The following is a 15,892-nucleotide window of genomic DNA, read 5'->3' on the forward strand; positions in this document are numbered from 1 at the left end:
CAGGAATAAATTTATGCTCCACAGTGTGACTCAAGGCAAGCGTGGGCTTGCCCGGTAAATGAGAACGCACCGATTTGTGCAGAATTGTTTAGTTGCTGTCAGTGTTAGTCAGCAATGGGCAAAACTACCTATAATGCGGGCTGAGTCGAATTTATCGTTTGACCTGATATGCCATAGCGATCAATAGCTGCAAAAGGCTGACCGTAATGGCAATCTGCATACCGTCTGCTGAACCTACCATTTAGGAAACTGTCATGAAGAACTCTCTGATTCTGGCTACCGTGATCGCTGCTGCTGCTCTGGCTGCTTGCGGCAAGAAGGAAGAAGCTCCTGCTGCTCCCGCTCCTGCTGTGGAAGCTCCTGCTGCTCCCGCTCCTGCTGCTGAAGCTCCTGCTGCTCCCGCCGCTGACGCTGCTGCTCCTGCTGCTGACGCTCCTGCTGCCCCCGCCGCTGACGCTCCTGCTGCTCCTGCCGCTGACGCTCCTGCTGCTCCCGCCGCTGAAGCTCCTGCTGCCAAGTAATTCGCTGCATCAGCCAGCTTGAGGCCCAGGCCTCGAGCATGAAAAAACCGCACCCAGGTGCGGTTTTTTTGCGTCTGGGTTTTGCAGCGGATTTTCGAGCTGCGGATGCATGCTTGGCATGCAAGGTCTGCGTCTGGACCTGTATCTGCACCTGTATCTGCACCTGTATCTGCACCTGTATCTGCACTTGGGTGGATTTTGGCGGGCAAGCGCGCGCCATGAGCATTGCAGCCCCAGGCCCAGGCTCGATTCGTTCGGGCATGAAAAAAGCCACCAGAGCGCAGTCCGGTGGCTTTTTTAAGGGGCGCAGCGCTCTTTACTTCAGATCATCCGTGATGATGCGCACGATACGCTGGCCATTGGTGGAGCTGTCCGGCTGGCCTTGCTCATTGAGCACGCTGACCTGGGACTTGTTGCCGTCACCCTTGACCTGGATCTGATACTTCTGAGGCGCAGCAGCTTCCTTGCCCTGGCTGAAGATCTTGCTGAAGAAGCCCTTGGACTCGGGCTTGGCGTTCGGGTCCACGTAGCGCACGTAGTAGAGGCCGCGGCTGCGGTCGCGATCTTCCACGGTAAAGCCGGTGCGGTCCAGCGCCACGCCAACGCGGCGCCATGCGCGCTCAAAGCCTTCTTCCAGCTGCAGAGTGGGCACGCCGTTGATGGTGTCCATGCGTGCGCCGGTCGAGGTAGTGGCCGCAGACTTGTCCGCCTTGGCAACGGCAGAGGCCTGCTCTTCGCTCACACCCAGCTTGACCATGATGCGGCGCAGGAACTCGGTTTCCAGTTCGGGGTCGCGAGGACGCGGCTGCCAGATGGTGTTGTCCTTGCGCTCGCTGGTGTAGACCTCCTGCATGCCACGGTGGGTGACATAGATGCGGGTCTTGCCATCGGGCTCGCGCTCCAGGCGGGTGCGGAATTTGTCGCGCTCGCTGGTGGAGTAGAGCGAATCGAACACCTTGCCCAGGCTTCTGCGGATGATGTCCTGAGGCAGCTTGGCGCGGTTTTCGGCCCAGTCGGTCTCGAGAATGCCCAACTGGCGGTCTTCCATCGAGTAGATGAAGCCGTTTTCCAGCCAGAAGTCGCGAGTGGGTTCCCAGAGCTTGTCGGCTGCACGATCAACCACGAGCCAATGCTCGGCACCGTCACGCTCGATGCGGACGTCGCCAATCTTGTTGGCTGCAGTGTTGTTGTCGGTCGGCTTGGCTGCCTTGGCATTGGCCTGCATGGCAGCAGCGGATACCACGCCACCAGGGACGGTATAGCGCGAGTCTTGCGACAGCTGCGTCAGATCCGGAGGGACTTCAAGAGAGGGGGCCTGATTCTTGCCCGCGCTCTTGTAGTCGATCTTGGTCTCTTGGAACGTGGTCGTGCAGGCAGACAGGCCCAGCGCGATGCTGAGCAGGCTCAAACGTGCTGTTTGTTGTTTCACGCGGATTGTCCTTGGGTAGCGTTCAAGCTATGTGCGAAAAACCGCTAGCTTAGCGCAACTCGATCAGAGTACGCCAACTTTACGCAGAGCATCCTCAACAACTGCTTCGCATTGCTCGCTCAGCGGCGTCATGGGCAGGCGCATGGCGGGGCCGCACAAACCCATGCGGGCCGCTGCCCATTTCACGGGAATGGGATTGGCTTCGACAAACAGGCTCTTGTGCAGGGGCATGAGCTTGAACTGGATTTCCATGGCGCGCTTGGTATCGCCGGCCATGGCAGCCTTGCACAGCTCGCTCATCAGACGGGGAGCGACGTTGGCCGTCACGCTGATATTGCCGTGGCCGCCGCACAGCATCAGTGCCACTGCGGTGGGGTCGTCACCGGAGTAGACGCCGAAGCCGGCAGGCACGTCGCGGATCAGCCATTGAGCACGCTCGATGTTGCCGGTGGCTTCCTTGATGCCGATGATGCCGGGGATCTGGGCCAGACGCAGCACGGTGTCATGCTGCATGTCCGCAACCGAGCGGCCGGGCACGTTGTACAGAACCACGGGCAGGTCTCCAGTGGCTTCGGCGATGGCCTTGAAGTGCTGGTACTGGCCTTCCTGTGTGGGCTTGTTGTAGTAGGGAACGACCTGCAGCTGGCTGTCGGCGCCCACCTTCTTGGCGTACTTGGCCAGCTCGATGGCTTCGTGCGTGCTGTTGGCGCCGCAGCCGGCCATGATGGAGACGCGGCCGGCGGCCTGCTCCACGGCGACACGAATGATTTCGCAATGCTCTTCGACATTCACGGTGGGCGATTCACCGGTGGTGCCGACCACACCGATGCAGTTGGTGCCTTCGGCCACATGCCAGTCGATGAGTTTGCGCAGCGACGGGTAGTCGACGCTACCGTCTTCGAGCATGGGCGTAATGAGGGCAACAATGCTGCCAGTGAGAGCAACGGAGGGTGATGTCATATCCGCAATCAGAAAACGGTAAAAATGAATTCTACAAACAGGGACAGGGTGCAAGCAGTGGTTTGCTGTCAACAGTGTCTAGCAAAACTCTGTTTTTGTCGAAGTGTTGTTGATAAATGACGAAATGACGAAATATTTAAAATTTGTGCGTCATATTGTTTGTTGAAGCCGGGTCTGTTTTAGACAGCATGAAGGCCTTTGCACGGCTTTGCCGTTGCTGAAGATACTGCTGCGGGCTTTGCTTTCGTCCCAGGATCAGGCCGGCGAGCACCGCTGTGGCCCGGTGTCGCCATCAGTTCGCGCTGTAGTTCCAGGCGCTGATATGGGCCTGCGCCAGCCGCTCCATGAAGTCCTCGGCATCTGCCGAGCGCACCACGGTCACGCGCAGGCTGTCGTCATCGGTGGCCAGCTTGATCAGGGCCAGCTGGCGGCCAGCCAGATGTTCGGCCATATGCTCCAGGCCCGATTCAACACCGTCAGCGGGCGTGTCCCACTGCCAGTCATCGGTGCCGGGAAGCCAGTGCGTGGCGGCAATGCCCTCGGCATCCTTCCAGTCAAAGCGGGCGAACTGATCGGCAATGGCAAGCAGATGCCCCCAGTACAGGGTCAGCGCGTTTTCTCCAGCGGGCAGATGCATGACATCGGGGTCGATCTCGTCATCTTCATCCCAGCCCATGTCGTCAGGATCAGGTGCCGCCACGCAGTCGCGCCATTGCTGCAGCAGGTCTGCGGCCCGGCTTTCGTCATTCAGGCAGAGAATGCGCGACATAGCTCGCATCCAGTCTTCATCCTCTGCCTCCATCAGTTCCGCGCGGGTCATGGTCGTGGTTTCGGGGGTGTCGCCACCCAGGCCCTTGAACATGCCGCGCAGCGCATTGCGGTAGTCCTCCCAGGTTTCTCCGGTGCGGGTGATGCTGAAATCCTGGATGGAGAACATGACCAGTTGGGCCTCCGGCCCTTCGCCCATGAAGGTGAGCAGTTCATTTTTCTTCGGACTGCAGTTCAGCGGAGGGCACCAGATATCAGGGGCGGCCAGCAGCTTGCCTTTGGTGTTGAAGATGCGGGGCTCGCCTTTTTCGGTGATGGCCAGAAGCTTGCGGCCGGGAAATACCTTGGGGGGCGAGCTGCTGAAGCCGCGCTCTATGGTCTTGAACTGACAGGGGATGATTTCCTGGCCGCGGATGTCGATCACGCCTTCGAGGATACGGTGCTCCTGTTCGCCCTGCTCGTTGACAAAGGGCTCCCGGACGCAGGCGACGGCCAGCTCTGTCTTGGCGCTGAAGTCGTTGATGTGTTCATAGCGGCCCGCATCAAACAGCGGCTGGCCGTCGGCCTTGAGCAGCAACTGGCACGAGTTGCCGTACGGGCCTTTTTCGGCGCGGATGAATTCGTCCTGTTCCTCGTTGTAGTCGATGCTGCTGAGCCCTTCGTGCAGCAGCGCGAGGCTGGGCAGGCTGCGCAGCTCCTGCATGTTTTCCTGCCCCGGTGATCGGCAGGCCATGACCTGGGGTGTGACGGCATAGGCGTCGCGATAGCCCTCGGAGGGCGATACCAGCCAGATGCCGTTCAAATCCTTGATGCCGGACTTCGCACCTTCGCCCGGCGTGGTCTCGGGGTAATGCACGCTCAGGTGCTCGCCAGAGACAAAGGTCATGCTCGCGCCTTCCAAGGGACGCTGCAGCCAGCGGCCATAGGGCGTGACCATGCCCACAGGCCAGTGGTCGCGCTCGGCCTCGCTTTGTGGCTTCAGGCCCGTGCGCGGGTGCAGCCTGGGCATGACGTAATAGCTTTCGGTCGCTTCGTCCCAGGCGCCATGGTGGCGCGGCTCGTAGTGATCGGCCAGCCAGGCGGGCCAGTCTTCTTCGCTTTCCTGCTCGATGACCTCGGTGCGGGCAATGACAGAATCGCTCCACCATCCCAGATGGGATTGCGGCGCCCGCTTCAAGGCCTGCAGGGATTCGGGCAGCTCGTCGCCGCTGCAGCTCCATTGCCGGCATAGCTCGCGCTGGGCCTGCAAAAAGGTCGTGAACTCTGCTTCATCAAAGTCATGCGGACATAGCGTGGCGCAGTCCAGCAGCAGCCATTGGCGCGTGCTGGTGCTGATGGTGTGATCGATTTGCTGCCATTGCTTCTTGACGGAGTCGGGCCAATGCGCAGGGCTTTTTGCGGGCAGTGGCTCAATCACGCTCCTCAGCCATTGCCAGCGGGCCCGGACCTGCTCCATGGGTGCGGCCAGTGCCGAGAGGCTTTGCTTGTCCTGGTAGGCGCTGCAGGGAACCAGTTCGGGCAGATGCCGTGCATCGCCCAGCAACACGCTGAACAGCAGCGGCGTGCTGCTGAACCATTCGGCCCAGCCGTCGCAGCTGCCGCCGGGCTCTGCAGGCCATTCTGTCGAGGCACTGGGGTGTTCGTTGTGGGCAAGCAGCAGGGCGTAGGCGGGCATGGCAGTCGGGCAGATCGGGGTGGGCAAGAGGGGGCGTCAGGCTTGCACAAGTGCTGCTGGTGCGGCAGGTGCGGCCGCGCCATCGGGCCGGATGGCGGCAATGCGCTGCACCACGCGCGCGGGCTGCTCAAGCAGACCGTGCTCGTAGGCGACGATGCTCCAGCCGGCACAGACTTGCAGCAGCTCGCCGGGGGCGAGCAGGAAGTCCTGGCGCGAGGGCTTGCCATAGGCCTCGTTGCCCTGGGCGAAGGTTTCGTAGAGCAGCACGCCGCCGGGCTTGACGCTGTCCAGAATCTGCGGCAACAGCGGACGCCACAGATAGTTGGTGACGACCACGCCATCAAAGCTGCGGCCCGTCAGCGGCCAGGCGTTGTTTTCGATGTCGGCGGTAATCGTCTCGGCGATATCCGCCACGGACCGGGTCGCCTCCGGCGCCCTGTCCACGCTGGTCAACGCGTGATTCAAGGCCGAGAAGAAACGGGTATGGCGGCCCATGCCGCAGGCCAGGTCCAGCACCGATCCCTGCGGGCGTACCAGATGGGCGAAGCGGGCAATCCAGGCAGAGGGCGCCGGCGCGCAGTGGCTGGCGGTCGTAGCAGGAATGGGGGCGGGTGCGGGAGGCAGGGAGTGGCTGGTCATCTTGCGAAAACTATAGCAGTGCCCGCAGCCAAATCCTTGCATGCCTTGTGCGTCGCTGCGTCGGCAGCAGCTCGCGCCGGCTCAGTGCGGCTTCACATCGTCCTTGAGCGCGGCCAGTGCCATGTCTTCCACCATGCCCGGGGCGATCAGCTTGATGAAGCGGCCCAGCTTGCCCTTGCCTGTCATCACCACCTCGCGCTGGCGGCGCTTCAGGCCGTCGAGTATGAGGCGCGCGCATTCGGCCACCGTCATCGCGCCGTCTTCCCTGAGGCCGCTGACGCCTGCGGCTTCGCCTCTGGCGTTGTAGCCGTGGTAGCGGATGCGCGTATCCACCACGCCGGGGTAGGCGGTGGTCACGCTCACGCCGGCGGGTTTGAGCTCGATGCGCAGGGCTTCGAAGAAGCCTGCCATGGCGAACTTGCTGGCGCTATAGGCCGTGCGGCCCGGCACGCCGATCAGCCCGGCCAGCGAAGACACTGCGACGATGGAGCCCTGGCTGGCCTTGAGGTGCGGCAGCGCCGCATGGGTGCACCAGACGCTGCCCCAGAGGTTGATGCGCATCAACCTCTCATACCAGCCCAGGTCCTGTGCGCTGACCTGCTCGAACAGCGCATGGGCAGAGACTCCGGCGTTGTTGATCAGAGCGTCCAGCCCGCCAAACTGCTGCACGGCGGCGTCGATCAGCGCGCGGCACTGGGCCTCTTCGCTCACATCGGTGGGAACTTCCAGCACCTGCGTCCCCAGGGCCCGGCATTGCTCTGCCACGGCTAGCAGATTGCCGGCATTGCGCGCGGCCAGCGTCAGCTGCAGCCGGCTGCCATGAGTTTGTGCCAGTTGGCGGGCCATTTCGGCGCCTATGCCGTCCGAGGCTCCGGTGATGATGATGCGGGCCATGCTCTCTCCCGGCCATGCCGCCTGGGCCGGTTGCCCAAGAGCTCAGAAGCAGGCCCAGACCTGGTCTGCCAGTGTGAGCATGAATTCCGGTTGCAGATACAGGGCAAACACCGCCAGCAGCAGCACGAGCACGGCACACCAGATGGAGATGCGTTGCCAGAGTTTGAGCTGCATGGTGGTGTCTCCGGTATCAGGCGGCGCTGGGCGCGCGTCGCACAATGGCTGTCTCGCGCACGGGCAGGTTGACGACGGCGGCAAAAATGCCCAGGGCAATCGAGATGTACCAGACCATGTCGTAGTTGCCGTTGATGTCGTAGAGATAGCCGCCCAGCCATACGCCCAGGAAGCTGCCGATCTGGTGGCTGAAGAAGACAAAGCCGCCCAGCATGGACAGATGCTGCACGCCGAAGATCTGGGCGATGGTGGCATTGGTCAGCGGCACGGTGGACAGCCACAGAAAGCCCATGGCGGCGCAGAAGGCATAGACCGACCAGGGCGAGAGCGGGGCCAGCAAAAAGGCCACGGTGGCCACCGAACGCAGACCGTAGATGCCCGACAGCAGATAGCGCTTGGGCAGCTTCTGGCCCAGATTGCCGGCCAGATAGGTGCCGAAGATATTGAACAGGCCGACCAGGGCCAGCGAATAGCTGGCCACATGGGGCGCCATGCCGAAGTCCTTCAGATAGCTGGGCATGTGCACGCCGATGAACATGACCTGGAAGCCGCAGACAAAGTAGCCCGCCATCAACAGCAGAAAGCTGGGGTAGGTCCAGGCTTCCCTGAGTGCCTGGCCCACGGTCTGCTCGCGCTTGATGGGCGTGCTGCCGCCAAAGCCCGGCTCGCGCAGGCCGAAGGCTAGCGCGGCAATCAGCAGCGCGAACAGCGCCAGTATCAGCAAGGCATTGGACCAGCCGAACTGCGCGATCAGCTTGCCCTCCACGGGCACCATGAAGAACTGGCCGAACGATCCTGCCGCTGCGGCCACACCCATGGCCCAGCTGCGCCGCGCCACCGGAATCTGGCGGCCCAGCACGCCGTAGATCACGGCATAGGTAGTGCCGGCCTGGGCCGCGCCGATCAGCACGCCGGCGGTCAGCAAAAACACCGTGGAAGTGGGAGACAGCGCCATCCCGACCAGACCCAGGGCGTAGAGGACGGAGCCGCCGATCAGCACCTTGAAGGCGCCGATGCGGTCGGCCAGCATGCCGACGAAGATGCCCAGGATGCCCCAGGACAGGTTCTGCACGGCAATGGCCAGGGAAAAGTTCTCGCGCGTCCAGCCCATCTCCTGGGTGATGGGCTGCAGCCACAGGCCGAAGCCGTGGCGTATGCCCATGGAGAGCGTGACGATGGCGCCACCGCACAGAAGAATCTGCGCCATGGACATGGGGGCTGGAGTTGTCTTTGTAGTCATGCCGTGTGTGCGAAAAAGGGCTTGGGGGCGGTCAGCACACCACTGTAACGAAACCCGCTGTTTTGCGCCTGCACAGCTCGTCACATGCGTGGCAGTCCGGCCTGCCAGAATGCGATGGCAGTGCTGGGTTGCGTGAATGCGCAGCGAATCAGAAAAATAAAAAAGTGAGCGTCTTACGTAGGATTAATAAATGATGTAGGTAAAAAACTATATGAAATCTATGAATTGCATGCAGTACAAGCTATCTTTTTAATAGTCTTCTCTACGATAAAGATCCGGTAAAAACACGTTGCCAAGACAGATGTTCGGGCTTTGTGCAAGAGTATTGGGAGTAAACAACTGTGAATTTATCCAGCTCTCATCTGGAGAGGCTACTACAATCCGCCCCCATGGCAGTCAAACCGTCCAACGAATATTCCGAAGGCTCGATCCGCGTTCTCAAGGGTCTGGAGCCTGTCAAACAGCGTCCCGGCATGTATACGCGTACCGACAACCCCCTGCACATCCTGCAGGAGGTGATCGACAACGCGGCCGACGAGGCGCTTGCCGGCTACGGCAAGAAAATCAAGTTCACCATGCATGCCGACGGCTCCTACAGCGTGGAGGACGACGGGCGCGGCATTCCCTTTGGCCTGCATCCCGAGGAGAAGGCGCCCGTGGTGGAGCTGGTCTTCACGCGTTTGCATGCGGGCGGCAAGTTCGACAAGGGCAATGGCGGCGCCTACAGCTTCTCGGGCGGTCTGCATGGCGTGGGCGTGTCGGTGACGAACGCGCTGGCCACGCGTCTGGAGGTGCAGGTGCACCGCGACGGCCAGGTGGCCACGCTGGTGTTCTCGGGCGGCGATGTGATCGAGCCGCTGAAGGTGCGCCCTTTGCAGGCTGGCGAGCGCAAGCAGGGCACGACGGTACGTGCCTGGCCCGATGCCAAATACTTCGAATCCTCGGCCCTGCCCATGGGCGAGCTGGTGCATCTGCTGCGCAGCAAGGCCGTGCTCATGCCCGGGGTGGCCGTTTCGCTGATCAACGAAAAATCGCGTGACACCCAGAGCTGGCAGTTCAAGGGCGGTCTGCGCGACTATCTGGCGCAGAGCCTGCATGGCGAGCCCGTCATCCCCCTGTTCGAAGGCGAGGGCTTTGCCGACAAGAACAACGACAGCTTTGCCGAAGGCGAGGGCGCGGCCTGGTGCGTGGCCTTCACCGAAGACGGTGCGCCGCTGCGCGAAAGCTATGTCAACCTGATTCCCACCACCGCTGGCGGCACGCATGACAGCGGCCTGCGCGACGGCCTGTTCCAGGCCGTCAAGGCCTTCATCGACATGCACTCGCTGCTGCCCAAAGGCGTCAAGCTCATGCCCGACGACGTGTTTGCGCGCGCCAGCTATGTGCTCAATGCCAAGGTGCTGGACCCGCAGTTCCAGGGCCAGATCAAGGAGCGCCTGAACTCGCGCGATGCCGTGCGTCTGGTCTCGGGCTTTGTGCGCCCGGCGCTGGAGCTGTGGCTCAACGAGCATGTGGACTGGGGCAAGAAGCTGGCCGAGATCGCCATCAAGGCCGCCCAGACCCGCCAGAAGGCCGGCCAGAAGGTGGAAAAGCGCAAGGGCAGCGGCGTGGCCGTGCTGCCCGGCAAGCTGACCGATTGCGAGAGCAAGGACATAGCCGTCAACGAGGTGTTTCTGGTCGAGGGCGACTCTGCCGGCGGCAGCGCCAAGATGGGCCGCGACAAGGAAACCCAGGCCATCCTGCCTCTGCGCGGCAAGGTGCTCAACACCTGGGAGGTGGACCGCGACCGGCTGTTCGCCAACAACGAAATCCACGATATCTCGGTGGCGATCGGCGTGGACCCGCATGGCCCCAATGACGAGCCAGACCTGTCCGGCCTGCGCTACGGCAAGATCTGCATTCTCTCGGATGCGGACGTGGACGGCTCGCACATCCAGGTGCTGCTGCTGACGCTGTTCTTCAAGCATTTCCCCAAGCTCATCGAAGCCGGTCACATCCATGTGGCGCTGCCGCCGCTGTTCCGTGTGGACGTGCCTGCACGCGGCAAGAAGCCGGCCATCAAGGTCTATGCCCTGGATGCGGGCGAGCTCGATGCCATCATCGAAAAATGCGCCAAGGACGGCGTGCCGCGTGAGAAATGCCAGGTCAGCCGCTTCAAGGGCCTGGGCGAGATGAATGCCGAACAGCTGTGGGAAACCACGCTGAACCCCGATACGCGTCGTCTGCTGCCGGTGCAGTTCATGAATCTGGACTTTGCACAGTCGGAAGCCGTGGTCACCAAGCTCATGGGCAAGGGCGAAGCCGCCGCTCGCCGCGAGCTGATGGAGCTGCATGGCGATGCCGTGGAGGTCGATATCTAGGCGGGCGTTGCCAACGCCTGCACTAGCGGTCACTACCGGCCGATGGAGCCAGCCATGCACAAGCCAATGTTCGATGTCTCAACCAGCCAGCTGCCTGCGCGCGGCGGGTTCGCGTCTGTGCGTTTGCGACGTGCGGTGGCGGCTGCCTTGCTGGCGGGCTCGGGCTGGCTGGCCATGGCGCCGGCGGCACATGCCGATCTCTGGGCCTATGTCGACGAATTCGGCGTCACGCACTTTGCGGCCGAGGCGCTGGACGAGCGCTACAAGCTGTTCTTCAAGGGCGAGCTCTACGACAGCAGCCAGCCGGGCCTGCAGCTCAAGCAGGACTCGGCGGCCGAGGGGCTCAACGCCCGCACCCGTATGCAGAGCTTTTTCGAGGTCTCGCCGCGCTACAAGAGCGTGAGGCCGCATCTGCAGAAGGCGGCCGAGAGAACCGGCGTGGACTACGACCTGATCAAGGCCGTGATCGCCGTGGAGTCCGGCTTCGATGCCCAGGCCGTCTCGCCCAAGGGGGCTGTCGGTCTGATGCAGCTGATGCCGGCCACGGCCGAGCGCTTTGGCGTGTCGGCCAGCAAAAAGCGCAGCATGCAGCAGCAGCTGGCCGACCCGGCCGTGAACGTGCCTGCCGGCGCGCGCTATCTGAGCTATCTGATGGACTTGTTCCCGGGCCGGCTCGATCTGGTGCTGGCCGCCTATAACGCGGGCGAAGGTGCGGTGCAGAAATTCGGCAAGGCGATTCCGCCCTACAAGGAAACAATGAATTACGTCAAGGCCGTCACGGGCATTTACGAGCAGCTGCAGGCAGCCAGGCCCCTGAGTGGCCGGCTGGCTGCGGCCGGCTCGGCTGGCCGCAGCGGCTCCCGCATACGCATGACTCTGCCGGGCGCAGCCTCTGCGGCTGCGGACGCGCAAATACCTTGAGTCGCCGGATCGGCGCAATTTGGAAAATCACAAAGAATTCATGAGCGATCAAACCACACTGGATTTGTCTCAACAAGCCGCTGGCGATGCACTGGACCTGGGTCAATACGCACAGCGCGCCTATCTCGAATACGCTTTATCGGTGGTCAAGGGCCGTGCCCTGCCGGATGTCAGCGATGGCTTGAAGCCCGTGCAGCGCCGCATTCTCTATGCCATGGAGCGCATGGGGCTGAGCTATAGCGGCCCGAACGGCAATACGGCCGCCAAGCCGGTCAAGAGCGCCCGCGTCGTCGGTGACGTGCTGGGCCGCTTTCACCCGCATGGCGACCAGTCGGCCTATGACGCACTGGTGCGCATGGCGCAGGATTTCAACCAGCGCTACCCGCTGGTCGACGGCCAGGGCAACTTCGGCAGCCGCGACGGAGACGGCGCAGCTGCCATGCGTTACACCGAGGCGCGCCTGTCCAAGATCACCGGCCTGCTGCTCGATGAAATCGATATGGGCACGGTGGACTTTGTGCCCAACTACGACGGCAGCACCCAGGAGCCCAAGCAGCTGCCGGCCCGTCTGCCGTTCTCGCTGCTCAATGGTGCCAGCGGCATTGCCGTGGGGCTGGCAACGGAAATCCCCAGCCACAATCTGCCCGAGGTGGCGGCGGCCTGCGTGGCCCTGATCAAGAAGCCGCAACTGCCCGAGGAGGAGCTGCTGGCGCTGATTCCCGGCCCAGACTATCCGGGCGGCGGCCAGATCATTTCATCGAGCAGCGATATTGCCGACGCCTACCGCACGGGCCGCGGCAGTCTCAAGGTGCGCGCACGCTGGAAGATCGAAGAGCTGGCACGCGGCCAGTGGCAGCTGGTGGTGACCGAGCTGCCGCCCGGCGTGTCGGCACAGAAGGTGCTCGAAGAGATCGAGGACATCACCAACCCCAAGGTCAAGACCGGCAAGAAGGCGCTGAGCCAGGAGCAGACCCAGCTCAAGGCCAGCATGCTGGCTGTGCTGGACTGCGTGCGCGACGAGTCGAGCAAGGATGCGCCGGTGCGCATCGTGTTCGAACCCAAGACCGGCAAGATTCCCCAGTCGGAGCTGATCACGGCGCTGCTGGCCCACACCAGCCTGGAGTCTTCGAGCTCGATCAATCTGACCAGCATCGGCCTCGATGGCCGCCCGGTGCAGAAGTCGCTGCGCCAGATGCTGGAGGAGTGGATCGCCTTCCGCTTCCAGACCGTGACGCGACGCAGCCGGCACCGGCTGGAGAAGGTGCTCGATCGCATCCACATCCTCGAAGGCCGTCAGGCCGTGCTGCTCAATATCGACAAGGTCATTGCCATCATCCGCGCCAGCGATGAACCCAAGCAGGCCCTGATCGATGCCTTCAATCTCTCCGAGCGTCAGGCCGAGGACATTCTTGAAATCCGTCTGCGCCAATTGGCGCGCCTGGAGGCCATCAAGATTGAGCAGGAGCTCAAGGAGCTGCGCAGCGAGCAGGGCAAGCTCGAAGACATCCTGGGCAGCGAGGCGACCATGCGCCGCCTGATCTGCAAGGAAATCGAGGCCGATGCCAAGACCTTTGGCGATGCCCGTCGCACCCTGATCCATGAGGAGAAAAAGGTGGTGGCCGAGGTCAAGGTGGTGGATGAGCCCACGACCGTGATCATTTCCGAAAAGGGCTGGGTGCGCACGCGCCAAGGCCACGGTGTGGACGCTGCCACGCTGAGCTTCAAGGCAGGCGATAGTCTCTATGGCACGTTCGAGTGCCGCACGGTCGATCAGCTGCTGGCCTTTGGCAGCAACGGCCGGGTCTATTCGGTGCCGGTATCGGCCCTGCCGGGCGGACGCGGCGACGGCCAGCCCGTGACGACGCTGATCGAGCTCGAAGCCGGCACCCAGCTGCTGTACTACTTTGCCGGCAGCGAAAGCACGCAGCTGCTGCTCTCGGGCTCGGGTGCCTACGGCTTCACGGCGAGCGTGGGCGATATGGTCTCGCGCCAGAAGGCCGGCAAGGCCTTTGTCACGCTGGGCGAGGGTGAGACCCTGTGCGCACCGTCGGTGGTGCATGGCGTGCCCATGAATGCGCGTGCCGAATATGTCGAAGGCGGCGAGCAGGGGGCCGGTTTGCTCAACCCCGCCAGTCATGTGATCTGCGCCTCGGTGGGCGGCCGCATTTTGACCTTCGAGATCGCCGAGCTCAAGGCCATGCCCAAGGGCGGGCGCGGACTGATGCTGATCAGCCTGGAAGACAAGGACCAGCTGGCTGGCGCTGCCGCCTATACGCGCAGCATTCGCCTGGATGGCGTGGGGCGCGGCGGCAAGGCACGTACCGAGACGCTGGAGATCCGCAGCCTCAACAATGCCCGCGGCAATCGTGGGCGCAAGGGCAAGGCTGCCGACCTGGGCTTCAAGCCCCAGGCGGTGACGCGCGTGGAATAAGCGGGCTTGTGCCGCCTGTCAAAAAGCCGCACCAGGCAGGTCCCGGGCGGCTTTTTGTTTTCTGCGGTGCAAGCATGGGCTTGGGGCAGCGCACTACAAAGGGAAATTCCTGCTGCTGACATGGGTTCAGCATGGATACATTTTGTCTCAATGCGCGGCGATGTCTGCGCACAGGCCTTGTGCAGCTTTGTTGGCAGGATATTTTATGCAGCGACTCAAGATGGCCCACAAGCTCTGGGCGGCAGTGTTACTCATCGTGGCGGTGTTGATTGCGGTGATCGGGTTCGCGGGCTACCGCTCCTCGGTCACGCAGCAGGCGTCGGACCAGACGGCGCAGCAAATGCGCTCACGCACCGAGCTGGCGATCGAGTGGATGGGCCTGACCGAAGCCAACGCCGTGCGCACGTTGGCATTGGCGCTGAGCAGCGAGGCGTCGGTGGAGGCGAGCTTCAAGCCCGCGATGGCCGAGACCTCGGACCGTATTTCCAGGGTGCAAAAGGCGCTGCAGGCACTGGCGGTGTCTGCCGAGGATAAGGCCCAGATGGAGCGCGTGTCCGCAGCGCGCCAGCAGGTGCTGACGCTGCGCCAGCAGATTGCCCAGCTCAAGGACCAGGGGGAGGCGGTCCGGGCTCTCGCGCTGGCCGAGCAAAGCTTCAAGCCCGCGATTGCAGCCTATCTGCAATCGCTGCAGGCGTTTGTCGACCTGCAGAAAAAGGCCGCTGCCGACAGCCTGCTGCAGATGGCCGAGTTGCGCATGGCGACCGTGAAGATAGCCGGTGTGGTCGTGCTGTTTGTGGTGCTGGGCATTGCCGCCGGTGCCTTCTTTCTGATCCGCAGCATACAGTCGCCGCTGCTGGCCGCCCAGGTCATGGCCGAGCGCATTGCCGGCGGCGATCTGCGGTTGGGCGAAACCGTGCAGCGCCATGACGAATTCGGCGCGCTGCTGCGCACCCAGCAGGACATGTGCCGGGCGCTCAACGATATGGTGGCCCAGGTGCGCCACAGTGCCGACAGCATTGCCACGGCCAGCGCCGAGATCGCTGGCGGCAACCAGGACCTGTCGGCGCGCACCGAGCAGACTTCCAGCAATCTGCAGCAAACCGCTGCTGCCATGGAGGAGTTCACCAGCACCATCCAGAACAGCGCCAGCAGCGCAGAGCAGGCGCGCAGCACGGCATCGGGCGCGGCCGCCCTGGCCCAGCGCGGCGGCGAGGTCGTGGCTTCCATGGTGGTGACCATGGACGAGATTCGCCAGAGCAGCCAGAAGATTGGCGACATCATCGGCGTCATCGACGGTATTGCCTTCCAGACCAATATCCTCGCGCTCAATGCGGCGGTGGAGGCGGCGCGCGCCGGCGAGCAAGGGCGCGGTTTTGCCGTGGTGGCCAGCGAGGTGCGCTCCCTGGCCCAGCGCAGCGGCGACGCGGCCAAGGAAATCCGTACCCTGATCGGCACCTCGGAGGCGCGCGTGCAAAACGGCATCAGTTTGGTGCAGAGCGTGGGCGAATCCATGGACGATATCGTCAAATCGGTGCAGAACGCCAGCACCATGATTTCCGAGGTGAGCGAAGCCTCGGTCCAGCAAAGTGCAGGCGTGACCCAGGTCAACCAGGCCATCAGCCAGCTCGATCAGATGACACAGCAGAATGCGGCCCTGGTCGAAGAATCGGCCGCTGCCGCGCAAAGCCTGCGGGAGCAGGCCGAGCAGCTGACACAGACGATCAGCATGTTCCGCATGGACGATCTCAGAAGCAGCCGCGTACATGCCAAGGATGCTATTGAGTCGGTAGCAAAAGGGCCCGCCTCGACGGTCCGGCCACGCCCGTCCGGCGCCGCGCGCCAGCCGGCGCTGGCGCACCAGGAGTGAATCGGGTCGCGCC

At 63.0% G+C, this 15,892-nt stretch carries 12 protein-coding genes; 5 read left to right on the forward strand and 7 right to left on the reverse strand.

The annotated features are described in order from the left end of the window. The first annotated feature begins 254 nt into the window (after positions 1 to 254). Positions 255 to 521 (forward strand): hypothetical protein, encoded by a 267-nt coding sequence (locus DFO48_RS08185; protein ID WP_034359978.1) that lies wholly within the window; start codon positions 255 to 257, stop codon positions 519 to 521. A gap of 316 nt (positions 522 to 837) precedes the next feature. Here the strand turns inward: DFO48_RS08185 and bamC are convergent, their stop codons facing one another. From bamC to DFO48_RS08215, 7 genes are all read right to left on the reverse strand, one after another. Then, on the reverse strand, positions 838 to 1,950 hold the full coding sequence (bamC, locus tag DFO48_RS08190; protein ID WP_114863063.1) for an outer membrane protein assembly factor BamC: 1,113 nt from the start codon (positions 1,948 to 1,950) through the stop codon (positions 838 to 840). A gap of 63 nt (positions 1,951 to 2,013) precedes the next feature. Next, complete coding sequence (dapA, locus tag DFO48_RS08195; protein ID WP_003064577.1) at positions 2,014 to 2,910, reverse strand: 4-hydroxy-tetrahydrodipicolinate synthase; 897 nt, start codon at positions 2,908 to 2,910, stop codon at positions 2,014 to 2,016. 292 nt (positions 2,911 to 3,202) lie between these two features. Continuing rightward, positions 3,203 to 5,353 carry a hypothetical protein gene (locus DFO48_RS08200; protein WP_114863064.1) on the reverse strand — a complete coding sequence of 717 codons (2,151 nt, stop codon included), beginning with the start codon at positions 5,351 to 5,353 and terminating at the stop codon, positions 3,203 to 3,205. Positions 5,354 to 5,389: 36 nt separating this feature from the next. Further along, positions 5,390 to 5,992: a class I SAM-dependent methyltransferase gene (locus DFO48_RS08205; RefSeq protein WP_370449564.1), complete on the reverse strand. Its 603-nt coding sequence runs from the start codon at positions 5,990 to 5,992 to the stop codon at positions 5,390 to 5,392. 81 nt (positions 5,993 to 6,073) lie between these two features. Beyond that, entirely contained in the window at positions 6,074 to 6,886 is an 813-nt protein-coding gene (locus tag DFO48_RS08210) for an SDR family oxidoreductase (protein WP_114863066.1), read from the reverse strand. Positions 6,887 to 6,928: 42 nt separating this feature from the next. Continuing rightward, positions 6,929 to 7,060: a hypothetical protein gene (locus tag DFO48_RS25795; protein WP_003057673.1), complete on the reverse strand. Its 132-nt coding sequence runs from the start codon at positions 7,058 to 7,060 to the stop codon at positions 6,929 to 6,931. Positions 7,061 to 7,076: 16 nt separating this feature from the next. Beyond that, positions 7,077 to 8,273, reverse strand: a complete 1,197-nt coding sequence (locus DFO48_RS08215; RefSeq protein WP_114863067.1) for an MFS transporter — start codon at positions 8,271 to 8,273, stop codon at positions 7,077 to 7,079. A gap of 416 nt (positions 8,274 to 8,689) precedes the next feature. Between DFO48_RS08215 and DFO48_RS08220 the strand changes: the two genes are divergently transcribed. The 4 genes from DFO48_RS08220 to DFO48_RS08235 all read left to right on the forward strand — a co-directional run bounded on the left by DFO48_RS08220 (position 8,690) and on the right by DFO48_RS08235 (position 15,879). After that, positions 8,690 to 10,660, forward strand: a complete 1,971-nt coding sequence (locus DFO48_RS08220) for a DNA topoisomerase IV subunit B (RefSeq protein WP_003064589.1) — start codon at positions 8,690 to 8,692, stop codon at positions 10,658 to 10,660. Between the two features lie 54 nt (positions 10,661 to 10,714). Then, a complete protein-coding gene (locus tag DFO48_RS08225) occupies positions 10,715 to 11,581 on the forward strand; it encodes a lytic transglycosylase domain-containing protein (protein WP_034349049.1) in 867 nt (288 codons plus the stop codon). A 40-nt stretch (positions 11,582 to 11,621) separates the two neighbouring features. Further along, positions 11,622 to 14,012 (forward strand): DNA topoisomerase IV subunit A, encoded by a 2,391-nt coding sequence (gene parC / locus DFO48_RS08230; RefSeq protein ID WP_003076318.1) that lies wholly within the window; start codon positions 11,622 to 11,624, stop codon positions 14,010 to 14,012. A 205-nt stretch (positions 14,013 to 14,217) separates the two neighbouring features. Further along, positions 14,218 to 15,879 carry a methyl-accepting chemotaxis protein gene (locus tag DFO48_RS08235; protein WP_114863068.1) on the forward strand — a complete coding sequence of 554 codons (1,662 nt, stop codon included), beginning with the start codon at positions 14,218 to 14,220 and terminating at the stop codon, positions 15,877 to 15,879. Positions 15,880 to 15,892: the final 13 nt, after the last annotated feature.

The organism is Comamonas sp. AG1104, from assembly GCF_003350425.1.
Lineage (GTDB): Bacteria > Pseudomonadota > Gammaproteobacteria > Burkholderiales > Burkholderiaceae_C > Comamonas > Comamonas testosteroni.